At 66.2% G+C, this 14692-nt stretch carries 16 protein-coding genes; all 16 read left to right on the forward strand.

All coding sequences use genetic code 11. The features are described 5' to 3' along the window. The first annotated feature begins 15 nt into the window (after nucleotides 1-15). Nucleotides 16-1062 carry a phosphotransferase gene (locus B552_RS0100555; protein WP_019447036.1) on the forward strand — a complete coding sequence of 349 codons (1047 nt, stop codon included), beginning with the start codon at nucleotides 16-18 and terminating at the stop codon, nucleotides 1060-1062. An 86-nt stretch (nucleotides 1063-1148) separates the two neighbouring features. Beyond that, nucleotides 1149-1868: an AzlC family ABC transporter permease gene (locus B552_RS0100560; protein ID WP_237718136.1), complete on the forward strand. Its 720-nt coding sequence runs from the start codon at nucleotides 1149-1151 to the stop codon at nucleotides 1866-1868. After that, nucleotides 1865-2188 (forward strand): AzlD domain-containing protein, encoded by a 324-nt coding sequence (locus B552_RS0100565; protein WP_019447038.1) that lies wholly within the window; start codon nucleotides 1865-1867, stop codon nucleotides 2186-2188. Before B552_RS0100560 ends, B552_RS0100565 begins: the two co-directional genes overlap by 4 nt. Continuing rightward, on the forward strand, nucleotides 2185-2892 hold the full coding sequence (gene murU, locus B552_RS0100570; protein WP_019447039.1) for an N-acetylmuramate alpha-1-phosphate uridylyltransferase MurU: 708 nt from the start codon (nucleotides 2185-2187) through the stop codon (nucleotides 2890-2892). Before B552_RS0100565 ends, murU begins: the two co-directional genes overlap by 4 nt. Before the next feature lie 105 nt (nucleotides 2893-2997). Beyond that, on the forward strand, nucleotides 2998-4401 hold the full coding sequence (locus B552_RS0100575) for an aminopeptidase P N-terminal domain-containing protein (RefSeq protein ID WP_019447040.1): 1404 nt from the start codon (nucleotides 2998-3000) through the stop codon (nucleotides 4399-4401). Next, nucleotides 4398-4862 (forward strand): hypothetical protein, encoded by a 465-nt coding sequence (locus B552_RS0100580; RefSeq protein ID WP_019447041.1) that lies wholly within the window; start codon nucleotides 4398-4400, stop codon nucleotides 4860-4862. Before B552_RS0100575 ends, B552_RS0100580 begins: the two co-directional genes overlap by 4 nt. Beyond that, nucleotides 4840-6081: a UbiH/UbiF/VisC/COQ6 family ubiquinone biosynthesis hydroxylase gene (locus B552_RS0100585; RefSeq protein ID WP_019447042.1), complete on the forward strand. Its 1242-nt coding sequence runs from the start codon at nucleotides 4840-4842 to the stop codon at nucleotides 6079-6081. The genes B552_RS0100580 and B552_RS0100585 overlap by 23 nt, the downstream gene beginning before the upstream one ends. Nucleotides 6082-6363: 282 nt before the next feature. Then, nucleotides 6364-7431: a tRNA dihydrouridine synthase DusB gene (gene dusB, locus B552_RS0100590; protein WP_026035155.1), complete on the forward strand. Its 1068-nt coding sequence runs from the start codon at nucleotides 6364-6366 to the stop codon at nucleotides 7429-7431. After that, a complete protein-coding gene (locus B552_RS0100595; RefSeq protein WP_019447044.1) occupies nucleotides 7428-7661 on the forward strand; it encodes a Fis family transcriptional regulator in 234 nt (77 codons plus the stop codon). The genes dusB and B552_RS0100595 overlap by 4 nt, the downstream gene beginning before the upstream one ends. A gap of 22 nt (nucleotides 7662-7683) precedes the next feature. Next, a complete protein-coding gene (purH, locus tag B552_RS0100600; RefSeq protein WP_019447045.1) occupies nucleotides 7684-9258 on the forward strand; it encodes a bifunctional phosphoribosylaminoimidazolecarboxamide formyltransferase/IMP cyclohydrolase in 1575 nt (524 codons plus the stop codon). A gap of 358 nt (nucleotides 9259-9616) precedes the next feature. Beyond that, nucleotides 9617-10162, forward strand: coding sequence for a crossover junction endodeoxyribonuclease RuvC (gene ruvC / locus B552_RS0100605; protein WP_019447046.1), 546 nt, complete (start codon nucleotides 9617-9619; stop codon nucleotides 10160-10162). A 69-nt stretch (nucleotides 10163-10231) separates the two neighbouring features. Beyond that, a complete protein-coding gene (locus B552_RS0100610; RefSeq protein WP_019447047.1) occupies nucleotides 10232-11395 on the forward strand; it encodes a glycerophosphodiester phosphodiesterase in 1164 nt (387 codons plus the stop codon). Nucleotides 11396-11479: 84 nt separating this feature from the next. After that, a complete protein-coding gene (gene ruvA, locus B552_RS0100615) occupies nucleotides 11480-12061 on the forward strand; it encodes a Holliday junction branch migration protein RuvA (protein WP_019447048.1) in 582 nt (193 codons plus the stop codon). A 91-nt stretch (nucleotides 12062-12152) separates the two neighbouring features. Further along, nucleotides 12153-13223: a Holliday junction branch migration DNA helicase RuvB gene (gene ruvB, locus B552_RS0100620; RefSeq protein ID WP_019447049.1), complete on the forward strand. Its 1071-nt coding sequence runs from the start codon at nucleotides 12153-12155 to the stop codon at nucleotides 13221-13223. A gap of 154 nt (nucleotides 13224-13377) precedes the next feature. Next, nucleotides 13378-13986, forward strand: a complete 609-nt coding sequence (locus B552_RS0100625) for a hypothetical protein (RefSeq protein WP_019447050.1) — start codon at nucleotides 13378-13380, stop codon at nucleotides 13984-13986. A gap of 45 nt (nucleotides 13987-14031) precedes the next feature. Next, on the forward strand, nucleotides 14032-14616 hold the full coding sequence (locus tag B552_RS0100630) for a YSC84-related protein (RefSeq protein WP_019447051.1): 585 nt from the start codon (nucleotides 14032-14034) through the stop codon (nucleotides 14614-14616). The last annotated feature ends 76 nt before the right edge of the window (nucleotides 14617-14692 follow it).

Below are 14692 nucleotides of genomic sequence, written 5' to 3' on the forward strand. Positions count from 1 at the left end.
TTCTCCCTTTCCGGCATGTCTGCACTTCTTCACGCCACGGGCAACGACCCGCGCATCGAACAACTCAAGTCGTGGGTCGCCGGACTCGGCGCTGCATGGTCAATCGACCCTGATTCATGCACGCCGGCGTCCGCCGACGCGAGCTTCCGCCGCTATTTCCGTGTGCGCACGGGTCATCCCGACCACCCCACCGCCATCGTGATGGATGCGCCGCCTTCGCACGAGGACTGCCGCCCGTTCGTCCATGTAGCAAAGCTGTTCGGCGATGCCGGCGTCACCGTGCCGACCGTTCTCGCACAGGACCTGGGGCTGGGCTTCCTGCTGCTGGCCGACCTGGGCAGCCAGACCTACCTGTCGCGCCTGGATGAGGCTTCGGCACGTGATCTCTATGGCGATGCGGCGGCCGCGCTGGTCAAGATCCAGCTGGCCACGCGCTCCGGCGAACTGCCTGCCTACGACCGCGCACTGCTCCAGCGCGAACTGGACCTGTTCCCGCAGTGGTATGTCGCCAGGCACCTTGGCGTCACGCTCGATGACACCCAGCAGGCCGACCTGCGCGAGGTTTTCGAGACGATCCTGGCCAACAACCTGGCGCAGCCGCAGGTCTATGTGCACCGCGACTATCACTCGCGCAACCTGATGGTGCTGCCCGGCGCCGGCAACCCCGGCATCCTTGACTTCCAGGACGCGGTGATCGGCCCGATTACCTACGATGCCGTGTCGCTCTGGCGCGACGCCTACATCGAATGGGAAGAGGAGCAACAGCTCGACTGGCTGATCCGCTACTGGGAACGCGCACGCAAGGCCGGCCTGCCGGTAGCCAGCGATTTCGGCGATTTCTACCGCGATTTCGAATGGATGGGGCTGCAGCGCCACCTCAAGGTGCTCGGCATCTTTGCGCGCCTGTATCACCGCGACGGCAAGGACGGTTACCTGGCCGACCTGCCGCTGGTGCTCAAGTACACGCGCAATGTGGCCGGCCGCTACAACGAAATGCGCAAGCTCGTGCGCCTGCTCGACGCCCTCGAGGGCACCGAGCGTCCCACCGGCTTCACGTTCTAGGCGGCGCCTTGACGGTTCCCTCCGATACCTCCGAGCCCATCACGCGCAGCGGCGAGTGGTGGGCCGGCGCCCGCGCCCTGGCGCCAATGCTGCTCGGCGTCGTGCCGTTCGGCCTGATCTACGGCGTGCTGGCCGTCAATGCCGGCATGCCGGCCTGGCTGGCCTGCGCGATGAGTGCGATCGTCTTCGGCGGCGCGTCGCAGATGATCCTGACGCAGCTCTGGTCTGCGGGCACACCGGCGCTGGTGATCGCGTTCACCGTGGCGATGGTCAACCTGCGCCACGCGCTCTACTCGGCGACCATCGCCACATCCATGGCGCCGCTGCCGCGCCGCTGGAAGGCGCTGATCGCCTACCTGCTGACCGACGAGGCCTTCGCCGCCATGACGCGCCGTATGGGCGACAGCGGCCCGCGCGCGCGCTATCGGCACTGGTTCTACTTCGGCGCCGGCTTCTCGCTGTGGGCAAGCTGGCAGGTCTCCACGCTTGCCGGCGTGCTGGTTGGGGCTCAGGTGCCGCATGACTGGCCGCTCGACTTCTTCCTGCCGCTGACATTCATCGGCATCATCGTCCCGAACCTGAAGCACCGCTCGCAGGTCGCCGCCGCGCTGGTGGCCACGGCACTCGCCGTGGTCTGCTTCGCGATGCCGCACAAGCTGGGCATCATGGTGGCGGCGCTGGGCGGCATTGCCGCGGGCATGCTGCTGCGCGGCCGCGACAGCGACGGCACCGGCCGGCGCGCCGTGGGCCCGTCAGGCCCATCGGGCCCATCGAGTCCGGCTGACGGCAAGGAGCACGCGGCATGAGCCAGATGACCTTGCTGTGGGTTTTCATCGGCGCGGGGCTTGCCACGTTCCTGATCCGGCTGTCGTTCATCGCCGTGGAAGGCCGCGTGCGCCTGCCGGCATGGTTCCGTACCGCGCTGCAGTTCGTGCCGGCCGCGATGCTGTCGGCGCTGATCGCACCCGACCTGCTGATGCGCGATGGCGCTGTCTACCTGAGCCCGTACAACACACGACTGATAGCCGGCCTGGTGGCCATCGCCATCGCTGCGCGCACGCGCAGCGTCGGCTGGACCATCGCGGGCGGCATGGCCACCCTGATTGCCCTGGAGACCCTGATTTGAAATCGATGATCTTCGCCGCCGGGCGCGGCGACCGCATGCGCCCGCTGACCGACTCCTGCCCGAAGCCCCTGCTGGCCGTGGGCGGCAAGCCGCTGATCGTGTGGCAGATCGAAGCGCTCGCGCGGGCAGGCATCACCGATATCGTCATCAATCACGCATGGCTGGGCGACCAGCTCGAGGCCGCGCTAGGCGATGGCGCACATTTCGGCGTGCGCATTCACTGGTCGGCCGAAGGCACGGCACTGGAAACCGCCGGCGGCATTGCCCGTGCGCTGCCGCTGCTGACCGGCAAGTCCGATATCGACGATGTGTTCCTGGCCGTCTCAGGCGATATCTACTGCGACTTCGACTACCGCACGCTGATGCCGCGCGCGCGCACAATGGCTGGGGCCGCGCGGCCGCACATGCACCTGGTGATGGTGCCAAACCCGCCGTTCCATCCGCGCGGTGACTTCATGCTCGGTGCCGACGGCCTGCTGCGGATGCCCGATGCCGAGGGCAGTACGCTGACCTTCGGCAATATCGGGCTGTACGACACACGCCTGTTCCGCGATATCGAACGCGGCGAGAAAGTAGCGATGTCACCGTACTATCGCGCCGCTATCGCCGAAGGCCTGGCCACTGGCGAACGCTTCGACGGCCGCTGGGAGAACGTCGGCACGCCGGACCAGCTGGCTGCGCTGGACCGTCTGCTGCGCATGTAACTGCGCATCTCCGCGCTGCCCGATGCGCCGCGTTGTGCGCTCGGGCAGCCGCTTCATGCTCGGACGGGTTTAGAATCGGCACATTCCCCTCACCGATCTCCATCCATGTCCGCACCCGACTCCGCCCTTCTTGGCGCGTGCCGCGACCGCCGCGCGCGTGTGCTGCAACATTTGCGCGCCAACGGCGGCGGCGTGGCCATCGTGCCGACCGCGCCGGAAGCCATGCGCAATCGCGACAGCGACTACCCCTACCGGCACGACAGCTATTTCTATTACCTGACCGGCTTCACGGAACCCGAAGCGGTCCTCGTGCTGGTGGCCGGCGCCCCCGGCGATGCGGCTGGCGGCGATCGCAGCATCCTGTTCTGCCGGCCCAAGCACGAAGAGCGCGAAATCTGGGACGGCTTCCGCTATGGTCCCGAAGGCGCACGCGCGACGTTTGGCTTCGACGAGGCGCACTCTGTCGAGGACATCGACAAGCTGCTGCCGCCGATGCTGGCCAACCGTACGCAGCTGGCCTATCCGCTGGCCGCCACGGCCGAGATCGACGCACGCGTGCGCGGCTGGCTGGAAACCGTGCGCATGCAGGGCCGCGCGGGTGTCTCGGCGCCGTCGGCCGTTGTCGACGTGCGGACGCTGCTCGATGAAATGCGTCTGTTCAAGGATGCCGGCGAAATGGCCACGATGCGCCGTGCCGCCGAGATCTCGGCGCAGGCCCACGTACGCGCGATGCGCACGTCGCGCGCCGGGCTGCGGGAATACCACCTCGAGGCCGAACTGCTCTACGAATTCCGCCGCCATGGCGCGCAGAGCGTGGCCTACAACTCGATCGTCGCGACGGGCCCCAATGCCTGCGTGCTGCACTATCGCGCCGGCCCTGCCGAGTTGCGCGATGGCGACCTGTGCCTGATCGACGCGGGCTGCGAACTGGACGGTTACGCGTCGGATATCACCCGCACGTTTCCGGTATCCGGCCGCTTTTCCCCGGCGCAGCGCGAGCTGTATGACCTGGTGCAAGCCGCGCAGGACGCCGCGATTGCCGAGACGCGTGTAGGCGTGCCGTACAACGTGCCGCATGATGCCGCCGTGCGCGTATTGGCACAGGGCATGCTGGACACGGGCCTGCTCGACCGCAACAAGGAAGGCACGCTCGACGACGTGCTGGCCAGCGGCAGCTATCGCCGCTTCTACATGCACCGCACCGGCCACTGGCTCGGCATGGATGTCCACGACGTGGGCGAGTACCGTGTGCCCGGCCCGCTGCCGGCCGGCCAGGAAGGCGAGCGCCCGTGGCGCCCGCTGGAGGCCGGCATGGTGTTGACCATCGAGCCGGGCATCTATGTGCGCCCGGCCGAAGATGTACCCGAACGCTACTGGCACATCGGCATCCGCATCGAGGACGACGCCGTGGTGACCTCGGGGGCTTGTGAACTGATCACGCGCGGCGTGCCTGTGAAGGCCGACGAGATCGAGGCACTGATGCGCGACACCGGAGGCACGTCGCGATGAAGGCATTGTTGAGCAAACTGTTCGGAACCGGCGTGACGAAGACCCACTCGACGCGCGCAGTCGATCCGAACGAACCATTTGTGATCAATCTCTACGACGATCGCGTCGTGGTGCATCGCCCCGATGGCCAGCGCGAGGAACTGGCCTGGGACGCGCTGGAGAAGGTCGTGGTGCGCGTCTCTGACCGCGCGCCGTGGGCTGGCCGCGCGTGGCTGATCCTGGCGGGCGACGCAGCCAGCCATCAGGGCTGTGTGGTGCCGATGAACGCGGCCAACAGCGATGCGCTGGTACGGCGCCTGCAGGCGCTGCCGGGCTTCCATCAGCAGAAGCTCGACAACGCACTGCGCGACGCCGCGGCAAGCAAGTCGCGCACCGATGCGAACCTGTGGAAACGGTCGGAGGCGGAAGCCAGCGCCCAACAGGACGAGGAAGCCAGCCATGACGCCACCGGACAGCACTGAGACGCTCGCCGAGCCGCACGACATTGCCATCGTCGGCGGCGGGCCGGTGGGCCTGGCGCTTGCAGGACAACTGCTGCGCACCACACCGTGGCGCATCACGCTGATCGACGCGGCAACCCCCGCTCGCGCTGCTCGCGATCCGCGTGCGATTGCGCTGTCGCACGGCAGCCGCCAGTTGCTCGAGCAGATCGGCGCGTGGCCGGTGCCGGCGCAGCCGATCGAGCATATTCATGTGTCGCAGCGTGGCCGTTTCGGCCACGTGAAGCTCCACGGTGACGACTACGGCGTGCCCGCGCTCGGCTATGTGGTCAAGTACGGCGACCTGTGCCAGACGCTCGAACGCGCACTGGCCCGCGCCGCCGATGCCGCGCCCGGGCGGCTCGAACGCGCGTTCGAGACACGCATCGACAGCATCGACCAGGGTGACCGGAACGAAAGCGCCGTCGTGCAGCTGACTGGTACCTCGCACGCGGAACAGGAAGGCATGCCGGTGGTGTTTGCCGCACGCATCGCGGTGCAGGCGGAAGGCGGGCTGTTCCACCAGCAGATACAGCGCCTGTCGCCTGGCACCGAAGCCACGCGGCGGCGCGACTATCAGCAAACCGCGATCATCGGCCATGTGACCTGCACGCAACCACAGCCAGGCTGGGCATGGGAACGCTTTACCGAGGAAGGCCCGCTGGCGCTGCTGCCGCATGATGAACACGGCCAGCCGGGTTACGCGCTGGTCTGGTGCTGCCCGCCCGAGCAGGCCGCGCGCCGGCTTGCGCTGCCCGACGACGCGTTTGCCGAAGAACTGGGCCAGGCTTTCGGCACACGCCTGGGCAGGTTCACGCTGGTCGGCAAGCGCCATGCGTTCCCGCTTGGCCTCAATGCCGCGCCGATCACGGTGAACGGCCGCGTGGCCGCCGTGGGAAATGCCGCGCAGACGCTTCACCCGGTGGCCGGGCAGGGTCTGAACCTGGGCCTGCGCGACGCGTTCGCGCTGGCGGACTCGCTGCGCGTGGGCTGCACACCGCAGGCGCTGCAGGCGTTTGCCGGACGTCACCGCGTCGACCGCGCCATGACGATCGGCATCACGGACCTGCTGCCGCGCGTCTTCGCCGTTGGCGGGCCGCTGGCCGCCCACGCACGTGGTGCATCGCTGGCCGCGCTGGCCTGCATGGCACCGCTCAAGCACGCGCTGGCGCGACAGATGATGTATGGGGCACGTGGGTAATTCGCCCACCCCTCAGCTCGGTAGCGCTTGACGAGCCTGCCCTCTCCCCCGGCCCCTCTCCCGCAGAGCGGGAGAGGGGAGAAAATCACCAGCCTTTGATAGCTTCACCGCCCTGCCCATGATATTTGCTCATTTCTTGAGCAACCGTACCAGTTTGGCGGTAAAATGCCGCCCTCGCGCATGACCCGACTCGCGCCGGCCCAAGGGTTCGGCAGGGGCATGTCGTGGCATATCGCCAGCAACGCCAGAACGCATCCAACGCACCTCCATCACCGCTCCATCGTGCAGATCGGTCCGCATCAACTTCGCAACAACCTGTTTGTCGCCCCAATGGCCGGGGTGACCGACCGGCCGTTCCGGCAGCTTTGCAAGCAGCTTGGCGCGGGCTATGCGGTGTCCGAGATGGTGGCGTCCAACGCGCAACTCTGGAAAAGCGAGAAGACCATGCGCCGTGCGAATCACGCCGGCGAGGTGGAACCGATCTCCGTGCAGATCGCCGGGGCGGAGCCGTCGATGATGGCCGAGGCGGCGCGCTACAACGTGGACCGCGGCGCCCAGATCATCGACATCAATATGGGCTGCCCGGCCAAGAAGGTCTGCAATGTGGCTGCCGGATCGGCGCTGCTGCAGAACGAGCCGCTCGTGGTGCGCATCGTCGAAGCCGTGGTGGGCGCCGTGGGCGACCGTGTGCCGGTCACGCTGAAGATCCGCACTGGCTGGGACCGCGAGCACAAGAATGCGCTGCGCGTGGCGCGCATGGTCGAGGACGCCGGCATCAGCATGCTGACGATCCACGGCCGCACGCGCGCCGATCTTTATCACGGCGAAGCCGAGTACGAGACGATCGCCGCCGTCAAGGCGTCGATCCGCATCCCGGTGGTTGCCAACGGCGACATCACCACCCCCCAGAAGGCCAGCCACGTGCTGGCCGTGACCGGCGCCGACGCGATCATGATTGGCCGCGCCGCGCAGGGCCGCCCGTGGCTGTTCCGCGAGATCGAGCACTATCTGAAGACCGGCGAACTGTTGCCGTCGCCCGAGGTGGCGGAGATCCGCGCGATCATGAACCATCACCTGGCGGACCACTACGCGTTCTATGGCGAGTTCACCGGGGTGCGCACCGCGCGCAAGCATATTGCTTGGTACACGCGCGGGCTCAAGGGTGCGAACCTGTTCCGGCATCGCATGAACACGCTGGAATCGACCGACGCGCAGCTGGCGGCCGTCAACGCATTCTTCGACGAACAGGCACAGATCTCCGATCGCCTGGTCTATGTCGACGAGAATGCCGCGGCGGACGACGACGAGTGCATCGACAACAACAAGAAACGGGAACTGCTTGCCGCATGAGCCGCAACGCCATTGACCAATGCATCCGGGACAGCCTGGATACCTACTTTCGTGACCTGGACGGCGAAGAGCCATCCAACATGTACAACATGGTGCTGGAGGCCGTGGAGCGGCCCCTGCTGGAAGCCGTGATGGTGCGCGCAGAGCGCAACCAGTCGCTGGCGGCCGCGTATCTCGGCATCAATCGCAATACCCTTCGCAAGAAGCTGCAGCAACACGGTTTACTTTGAATTTGACGCGTTCCTCCAAGCCATGATCAAGCAAGCTCTTCTCTCCGTTTCAGACAAAACCGGCATCGTCGATTTCGCGCGTGAACTCAACGCGCTCGGCGTTACGCTGCTTTCCACCGGCGGTACCGCCAAGCTGCTGGCCGACGCCGGCCTGCCGGTGACCGAGGTGGCCGACTACACCGGTTTCCCCGAAATGCTCGACGGCCGCGTGAAAACGCTGCACCCGAAGGTTCACGGCGGCATCCTGGCGCGCCGCGACCTGCCCGAGCACATGGCCGCGCTGGCCGAGCACAACATCCCGACGATCGACCTGCTGGTGGTGAACCTTTACCCGTTCCAGCAGACCGTGGCCAAGGATGATTGCACGCTGCCCGACGCGATCGAGAACATCGACATCGGCGGCCCGACCATGCTGCGTTCGGCGGCCAAGAACCACCGCGACGTAACCGTGATCGTCGATCCGGCCGACTACGCCGTGGTGCTCGATGAGATGCGCGCCAATGGCAACAACGTTGGCTACGACACCAACTTCCGCCTGGCCACCAAGGTGTTCGCCCACACGGCCCAGTACGACGGCGCGATCACGAACTACCTGACCAGCCTTGGCGCCGACAAGTCGCACCAGGCGCGCAGCGCCTATCCGCAGACGCTGAACCTGGCCTTCGAGAAGGTTCAGGAAATGCGCTACGGCGAGAACCCGCACCAGTCGGCCGCGTTCTACCGCGATCTCAAGACCGTGGATGGCGCGCTGGCCAACTATGTGCAGCTGCAGGGCAAGGAACTGTCCTACAACAACATCGCCGACGCGGACGCCGCGTGGGAATGCGTGAAGTCGTTCAACGCCGCTGCCGGCGCCGCATGCGTGATCATCAAGCACGCCAATCCGTGCGGCGTGGCCGTCGGCGTGAACGCGCTGGAGGCCTACGACAAGGCATTCAAGACCGATTCGACCTCGGCCTTCGGCGGCATCATCGCCTTCAACGTGGAACTGGACGCAGCGGCAGCGCAGGCCGTGGCCAAGCAGTTCGTGGAAGTGCTGATCGCCCCGTCGTTCAGCGCTGCCGCACGCGAAGTGTTTGCCGCCAAGCAGAACGTACGCCTGCTGGAGATCCCGCTGGGCAAGGGCGTGAACCAGTATGACCTGAAGCGCGTGGGCGGCGGCCTGCTGGTGCAGGGCCCGGACGCACGCAACGTGCAGCCGTCCGAGCTGCGCGTGGTGACGCGCCGTCATCCGACGCCGAAGGAAATGGACGACCTGATGTTCGCCTGGCGCGTGGCCAAGTTCGTCAAGTCGAACGCGATCGTGTTCTGCGGCAACGGCATGACGCTGGGCGTGGGCGCCGGCCAGATGAGCCGCGTGGACTCGGCCCGCATCGCCAGCATCAAGGCACAGAATGCAGGCCTGACGCTGGCTGGTTCGGCGGTGGCGTCTGACGCGTTCTTCCCGTTCCGCGATGGCCTGGACGTGGTTGTGGATGCTGGTGCGACGGTAGTGATCCAGCCGGGCGGTTCGATGCGCGACGACGAAGTGATCGCCGCTGCGGACGAACGCGGCATCGCGATGGTGCTGACCGGCACGCGCCACTTCCGCCACTGATCCCGAAGGCCGAATCGAGGCTGTTGGTTGTTTAACGACCGACGCCGCCGGCCGCGCCCAAGTGGGCTCAGGAGGTAGTGTCTTGGCTCTCTCTCCCCTCATGGGGAGAGAGTAGGAGAGAGGGGTGGTACAGCAAGGGACCACATCGAGCAAAGCTGTCGGTTTGATCCAGCACGGCGGCACTTGAAGCCCCTGCCCTCTCCCCCAACCCCTCTCCCGCCTTGCGGGAGAGGGGAGCAAACCAGTGGCACGGGTCAGGTGCCACATCAAGCAAAACCAGCGGGAGAGGGGAGCAAACCCGCAGCAATTCGGGCTTTGCCAGCGTACACTACGCGCATTTCCCCCCTCCCCTTGCTGCATGCGTATTCTCGGCATCGATCCCGGATTGCGAACCACTGGCTTTGGCGTGCTCGAAAAGCACGGCAACAAGCTTGTCTATGTCGCTTCGGGCACGATCCGCAGCAATGGCGAGACGAGCCTGCCTGAACGCCTGAAAACGCTCTACGACGGCATTTCGGAAGTCGCCCGGACCTACACGCCCGACTGCGCGGCGATCGAAAAGGTCTTCGTCAACGTCAACCCGCAATCGACGCTGATGCTCGGCCAGGCGCGTGGCGCGGCGATCTGCGGGCTGGTCGGGCAAGGGCTGCCGGTGTTCGAATATACGGCGCTGCAACTCAAGGTGGCGGTAGTCGGCTATGGCCGGGCCAACAAGGAACAGGTGCAGGAGATGGTGATGCGGCTGCTGTCGCTGTCCGGCCGTCCCAGTTCCGATGCGGCCGATGCGCTTGGCGTGGCGATCTGTCATGCCAACGGCGGCGATACGCTCGGCACGCTCGCGGGCCTTGCGCCCGATCTGGCGCGCAAGGGCATGCGCGTCAGGCGCGGCCGACTGGTGGGCTGACGGTAAGCTGAAGGTTGGCTGAACCGCCCCTTACAATCGGCATTCGCGACATTGTCAGGAATGCCCCCGATGCCCGATCCGCTCGTCACCCGACGTTCATTTGCCGCAGCAATCGCCAGCCTGGCCGCTAGTCTGATCGCCGGCTGCGCTGCGCCACCGCAAGCACCCACGACTGCAGCGCCCGCCGCTCCTACCGCTATCGCGCCGAAGCCGCTGGTCATCGGCCATCGCGGCGCCAGCGCGCTGCGGCCCGAACATACGCTGGCGTCCTACCAGAAGGCCATCGACGACGGCGCAGACATTATCGAGCCCGATCTCGTTGCGACGAAAGACGGCGTGCTGGTGGCGCGCCACGAGAACGACATCACCGGCACCACCAATGTGGCCGAGCTGCCCCAGTTTGCCGACCGCAAGCGCCTGAAGGTCATCGACGGCGAACGGTTGACCGGCTGGTTCACCGAGGACTTCACGCTGGCCGAGCTGAAGACGTTGCGCGCGCGTGAGCGGATTCCAAAACTGCGCCCGGACAACGCGAAATACAACGACCAGTTCGAAATCCCGACATTCGACGAGATCCTGAAGCTGGCCGCGCAGGCGGCCACGAAGCGCGGACGCCCGGTGGGGATCTATCCCGAACTCAAGCACCCGAGCTACTTCCGTGGCATCGGGCTGCCGCTCGAGGAACGGCTCGTGACTGCGCTGCGGGGTAACGCCTACGCGAATGACGCGCCGATCTACGTGCAGTCGTTCGAGACCGCGCCGCTGCGAACGGTAAAGCGGCTGCTTGGCGGGTCCATGCCGAACGTGAAGATCGTGCAGCTCATCGGCAATCCACGTAGCCGCCCGGCTGACTGGCGACTGGCCGGCGACACGCGCACCTACGCAGACATGGTGACGCCGTTCGGCCTGCGCGAAGTGGCCACCTATGCGAACGGCATCGGCCCCGAGAAGAACGCCGTGATTCCGCGCAATGCACAGGGAGACCTTGCCGCGCCGACAGCGCTCGTCGCCAATGCCCATGCGGCGGGCCTGGTGGTGCATCCGTACACGTTCCGGCCCGAAAACGCGTTCCTGCCGAAGTCGCTGCGCGCACCCGGCGGCGACGCCACGCGTAACCCAGCCGGCATGATCCGCGAAGTGCAGGTGTTTATCGATGCGGGCATAGACGGGTTCTTTACCGATGATCCCGCGCTCGGCCGTCGCGCCGTGGACGTCTCTCCCGTCTCCCACTAGCGTGAGAAGGAAGCAAACACGGCGCATGGATGCCGCTGGCCGCGCTACACTTGCGGCCAGTTTCGCATCTCCATCGCACCCATCATGATCGGACGCATCGCCGGCACCCTGCTTGAGAAGAATCCCCCGCATCTGCTGGTCGACTGCCACGGCGTCGGCTATGAGATCGACGTGCCGATGAGCACGTTCTACAACCTGCCCGCGATTGGCCACCCCGTCACGCTGCTGACCCAGCAGATCGTGCGGGAGGACGCGCACCTGCTGTTCGGTTTTGCCACGGCCACCGAGCGCAATACGTTTCGCGAGCTGATCAAGATCACCGGCATCGGCGCGCGCACGGCGCTGGCCGTGCTGTCGGGGCTATCTGTGCCGGAGCTGGCGCAGGCCGTCACGATGCAGGAAGCGGGCCGGCTGACGAAGATCCCCGGCATCGGCAAGAAGACCGCCGAACGGCTGCTGCTGGAACTCAAGGGCAAGCTCGGTGCCGAACTCGGCCACGCGCCGGGGGTCACGCCGGTATCCGATAGCGCCGTCGATGTTCTCAACGCGCTGCTGGCGCTGGGCTACTCGGAGAAGGAAGCCGCGCTGGCGATCAAGCAGGTTCCGGCCGGCACTGGAGTATCCGACGGCATCAAGCTTGCGCTGAAGGCACTGTCGAAGGGTTGAAGAACGGCTGAGGAAGCGTTGTGGGAGAGTTAAGGGAGAGTTGAGGCCGGGGGCCGCAGCGTAGAATGGCGGCAAATTGCTTCTGACTGCCATGATTGAAACCGACAAGCTGACCGGCGCCGACCGCCTGCCCGACCGCGTGATCTCGGCCACGCCCGCCTCCAGCCACGAGGAAGCGTTCGAGCGCGCACTGCGCCCGAAGCTGCTCGACGAGTACGTCGGCCAGGAAAAGATACGCGGCCAGCTGGACATCTTCATGCACGCGGCCCGCAAGCGCCGCGAGGCACTGGATCACGTGCTGCTGTTTGGCCCGCCTGGGCTGGGCAAGACCACGCTGGCCCACATCATCGCGCGCGAGATGGGCGTCAACCTGCGGCAGACTTCGGGCCCGGTGCTGGAGCGCCCGGGCGACCTGGCCGCGCTGCTGACCAACCTCGAAGCCCACGACGTCCTGTTCATCGACGAAATTCACCGGCTGTCGCCGGTGGTCGAGGAAATCCTGTATCCGGCGCTGGAGGACTACCAGATCGACATCATGATCGGCGAAGGCCCCGCGGCCCGGTCGGTCAAGCTCGACCTGCAGCCGTTCACGCTGGTGGGCGCCACCACGCGCGCCGGCATGCTGACCAATCCGCTGCGCGACCGCTTCGGCATCGTGGCGCGGCTGGAGTTCTATACGCCGGAGGAACTGTCGCGCATCGTGGCGCGTTCGGCCCATTTGCTCAACGCCACCATCGACTCCGCCGGAGCGCTGGAGATCGCGCGCCGTGCGCGAGGCACGCCGCGAATCGCCAACCGGCTGCTGCGCCGCGTGCGCGACTACGCCGAGGTCAAGGGTGACGGCACAATCACCCAGAAACTTGCGGATGCGGCACTTGCGATGCTCGATGTCGACACCGTCGGCTTCGACCTGATGGACCGCAAGCTGCTGGAAGCCGTGCTGCACAAGTTCGACGGCGGGCCGGTTGGTGTGGACAACCTGGCCGCCGCGATCGGCGAATCGCGCGACACGATCGAAGACGTACTAGAGCCGTATCTGATCCAGCAGGGGTATCTGCAGCGCACACCGCGCGGCCGCGTCGCCACAGCCGCCGCATACCGCCATTTCGGCCTGGCATCGCCGCGGAACAACGGCGGCGCCGAGATGTTCGACGCTCCCTGATCCTTCCTGCTCCTCCGGCACGCGGCGGGCGCCTCAATTAAACGTTTTAGGGCCCGTCGCAAATTTTTTCGAAGTGGATTGCTGGCCTCTGGCCGGTTGTCCACAATGGCTGAATCCCTTTACTACAAGCGCGCTCGCGCAATAAGGATCAGCCATGACACTCCGAGCCAGCCGTACCTCCCTGATTTCCGCACTCTCCGCCGCTGCCTGCCTGGCATTCGGCGTGGCAGGTGCAGCCCATGCACAGAAGCCGTCGACGACGCCGGCGCCGATCGGCGTGGCCGAGGAGGCCGTGGTCAGCGGCAAGGTGGTCGATATCGACCCGCAGTCCAAAGCCGTGCTCGTACAGGGCCCGCGCGGCAATCTCGTCGAACTGGTGGCCGGTGACGAAGCCAAGAACATCGGCAACGTGCGCAAGGGTGACATCGTCACGCTGACGCGCGGCGCGGCCATCGTCGCGTCGCTGGAGCCGGTGGGCAGCAAGGACACCGCGCTGATGGAACAGGTGGAGCGCGTTTCCCATGCACAGGAGGGCGGCAAGCCGGGCGTGATGCGCGAGATCACGACCACGATCACCGCGCAGATCACCAAGGTGGATGTGGCCAAGCGCCTGGTGACGTTCCGCGGCCCGCGCGAAACCCTGCGTACCGTGAAGGTGCAGGATCCGAATATCGACCTGGCGAACGTCAAGCAGGGACAAATGGCCAAGATCGTTGTGCGCGAAGTGGTAGCCATCACCGTCAAGTCGCCGACCGCCGGCTGATTTCCAGCCTGTGACCCGCCTGCGATCCCAATCAGGAGAACAACAATGAATCGACGCCACTTTGTCACCCGCGTGGCCGGGTCTGGTCTGCTTGCCGCCACCGCGGTGGCGGCGGGCTGCACGACCACCGGCTCCAGCGATTCGAAGGACCCCGTGGCCCGGCGCCAGGAGATCGACGCTGGTTCCGAGGGGACATTGAACCGTCTGTTCACCTCGGTCGACGGCTCGCGCGATCTGGCAAACAAGGCCCAGGGCATTCTGGTGTTCCCGCGCGTGCTGGCAGGCGGGCTGGTGATTGGTGGCGAGTACGGCGATGGCTCGCTGCGCAGCAAGGGTTCGACGGTGGGCTACTACCGCACGATCGCCGCATCGTTCGGCCTGACCGCCGGCGGCCAGTCGCGCTCGGTGGTCATCATGTTCATGACGCCGGAGGCCTACAACAAGTTCGTGCAGTCGAAGGGCTGGACGGCCGGCGTGGATGCCAGCGTGGCGCTGGCCAAGGTCGGCGCCAACGGCAAAGTGGACACGGTCACGGGACAACAGCCGGTGATCGCCTTCGTGCAGACCAATGCCGGCCTGATGTTCGACGTTTCGCTCGATGGGTCCAAGATCAGCAAGCTGGAGCTGTAACGCGCAGGGTTTCTCCTCCTCCTGCGATTGGACAACTCCCGGCTCAGGCCGGGAGTTTTTTATGGTGGGACCGGGT

Origin of the sequence: Cupriavidus sp. BIS7 (genome assembly GCF_000292345.1) — a bacterium.
Taxonomy (GTDB): Bacteria; Pseudomonadota; Gammaproteobacteria; order Burkholderiales; family Burkholderiaceae; genus Cupriavidus.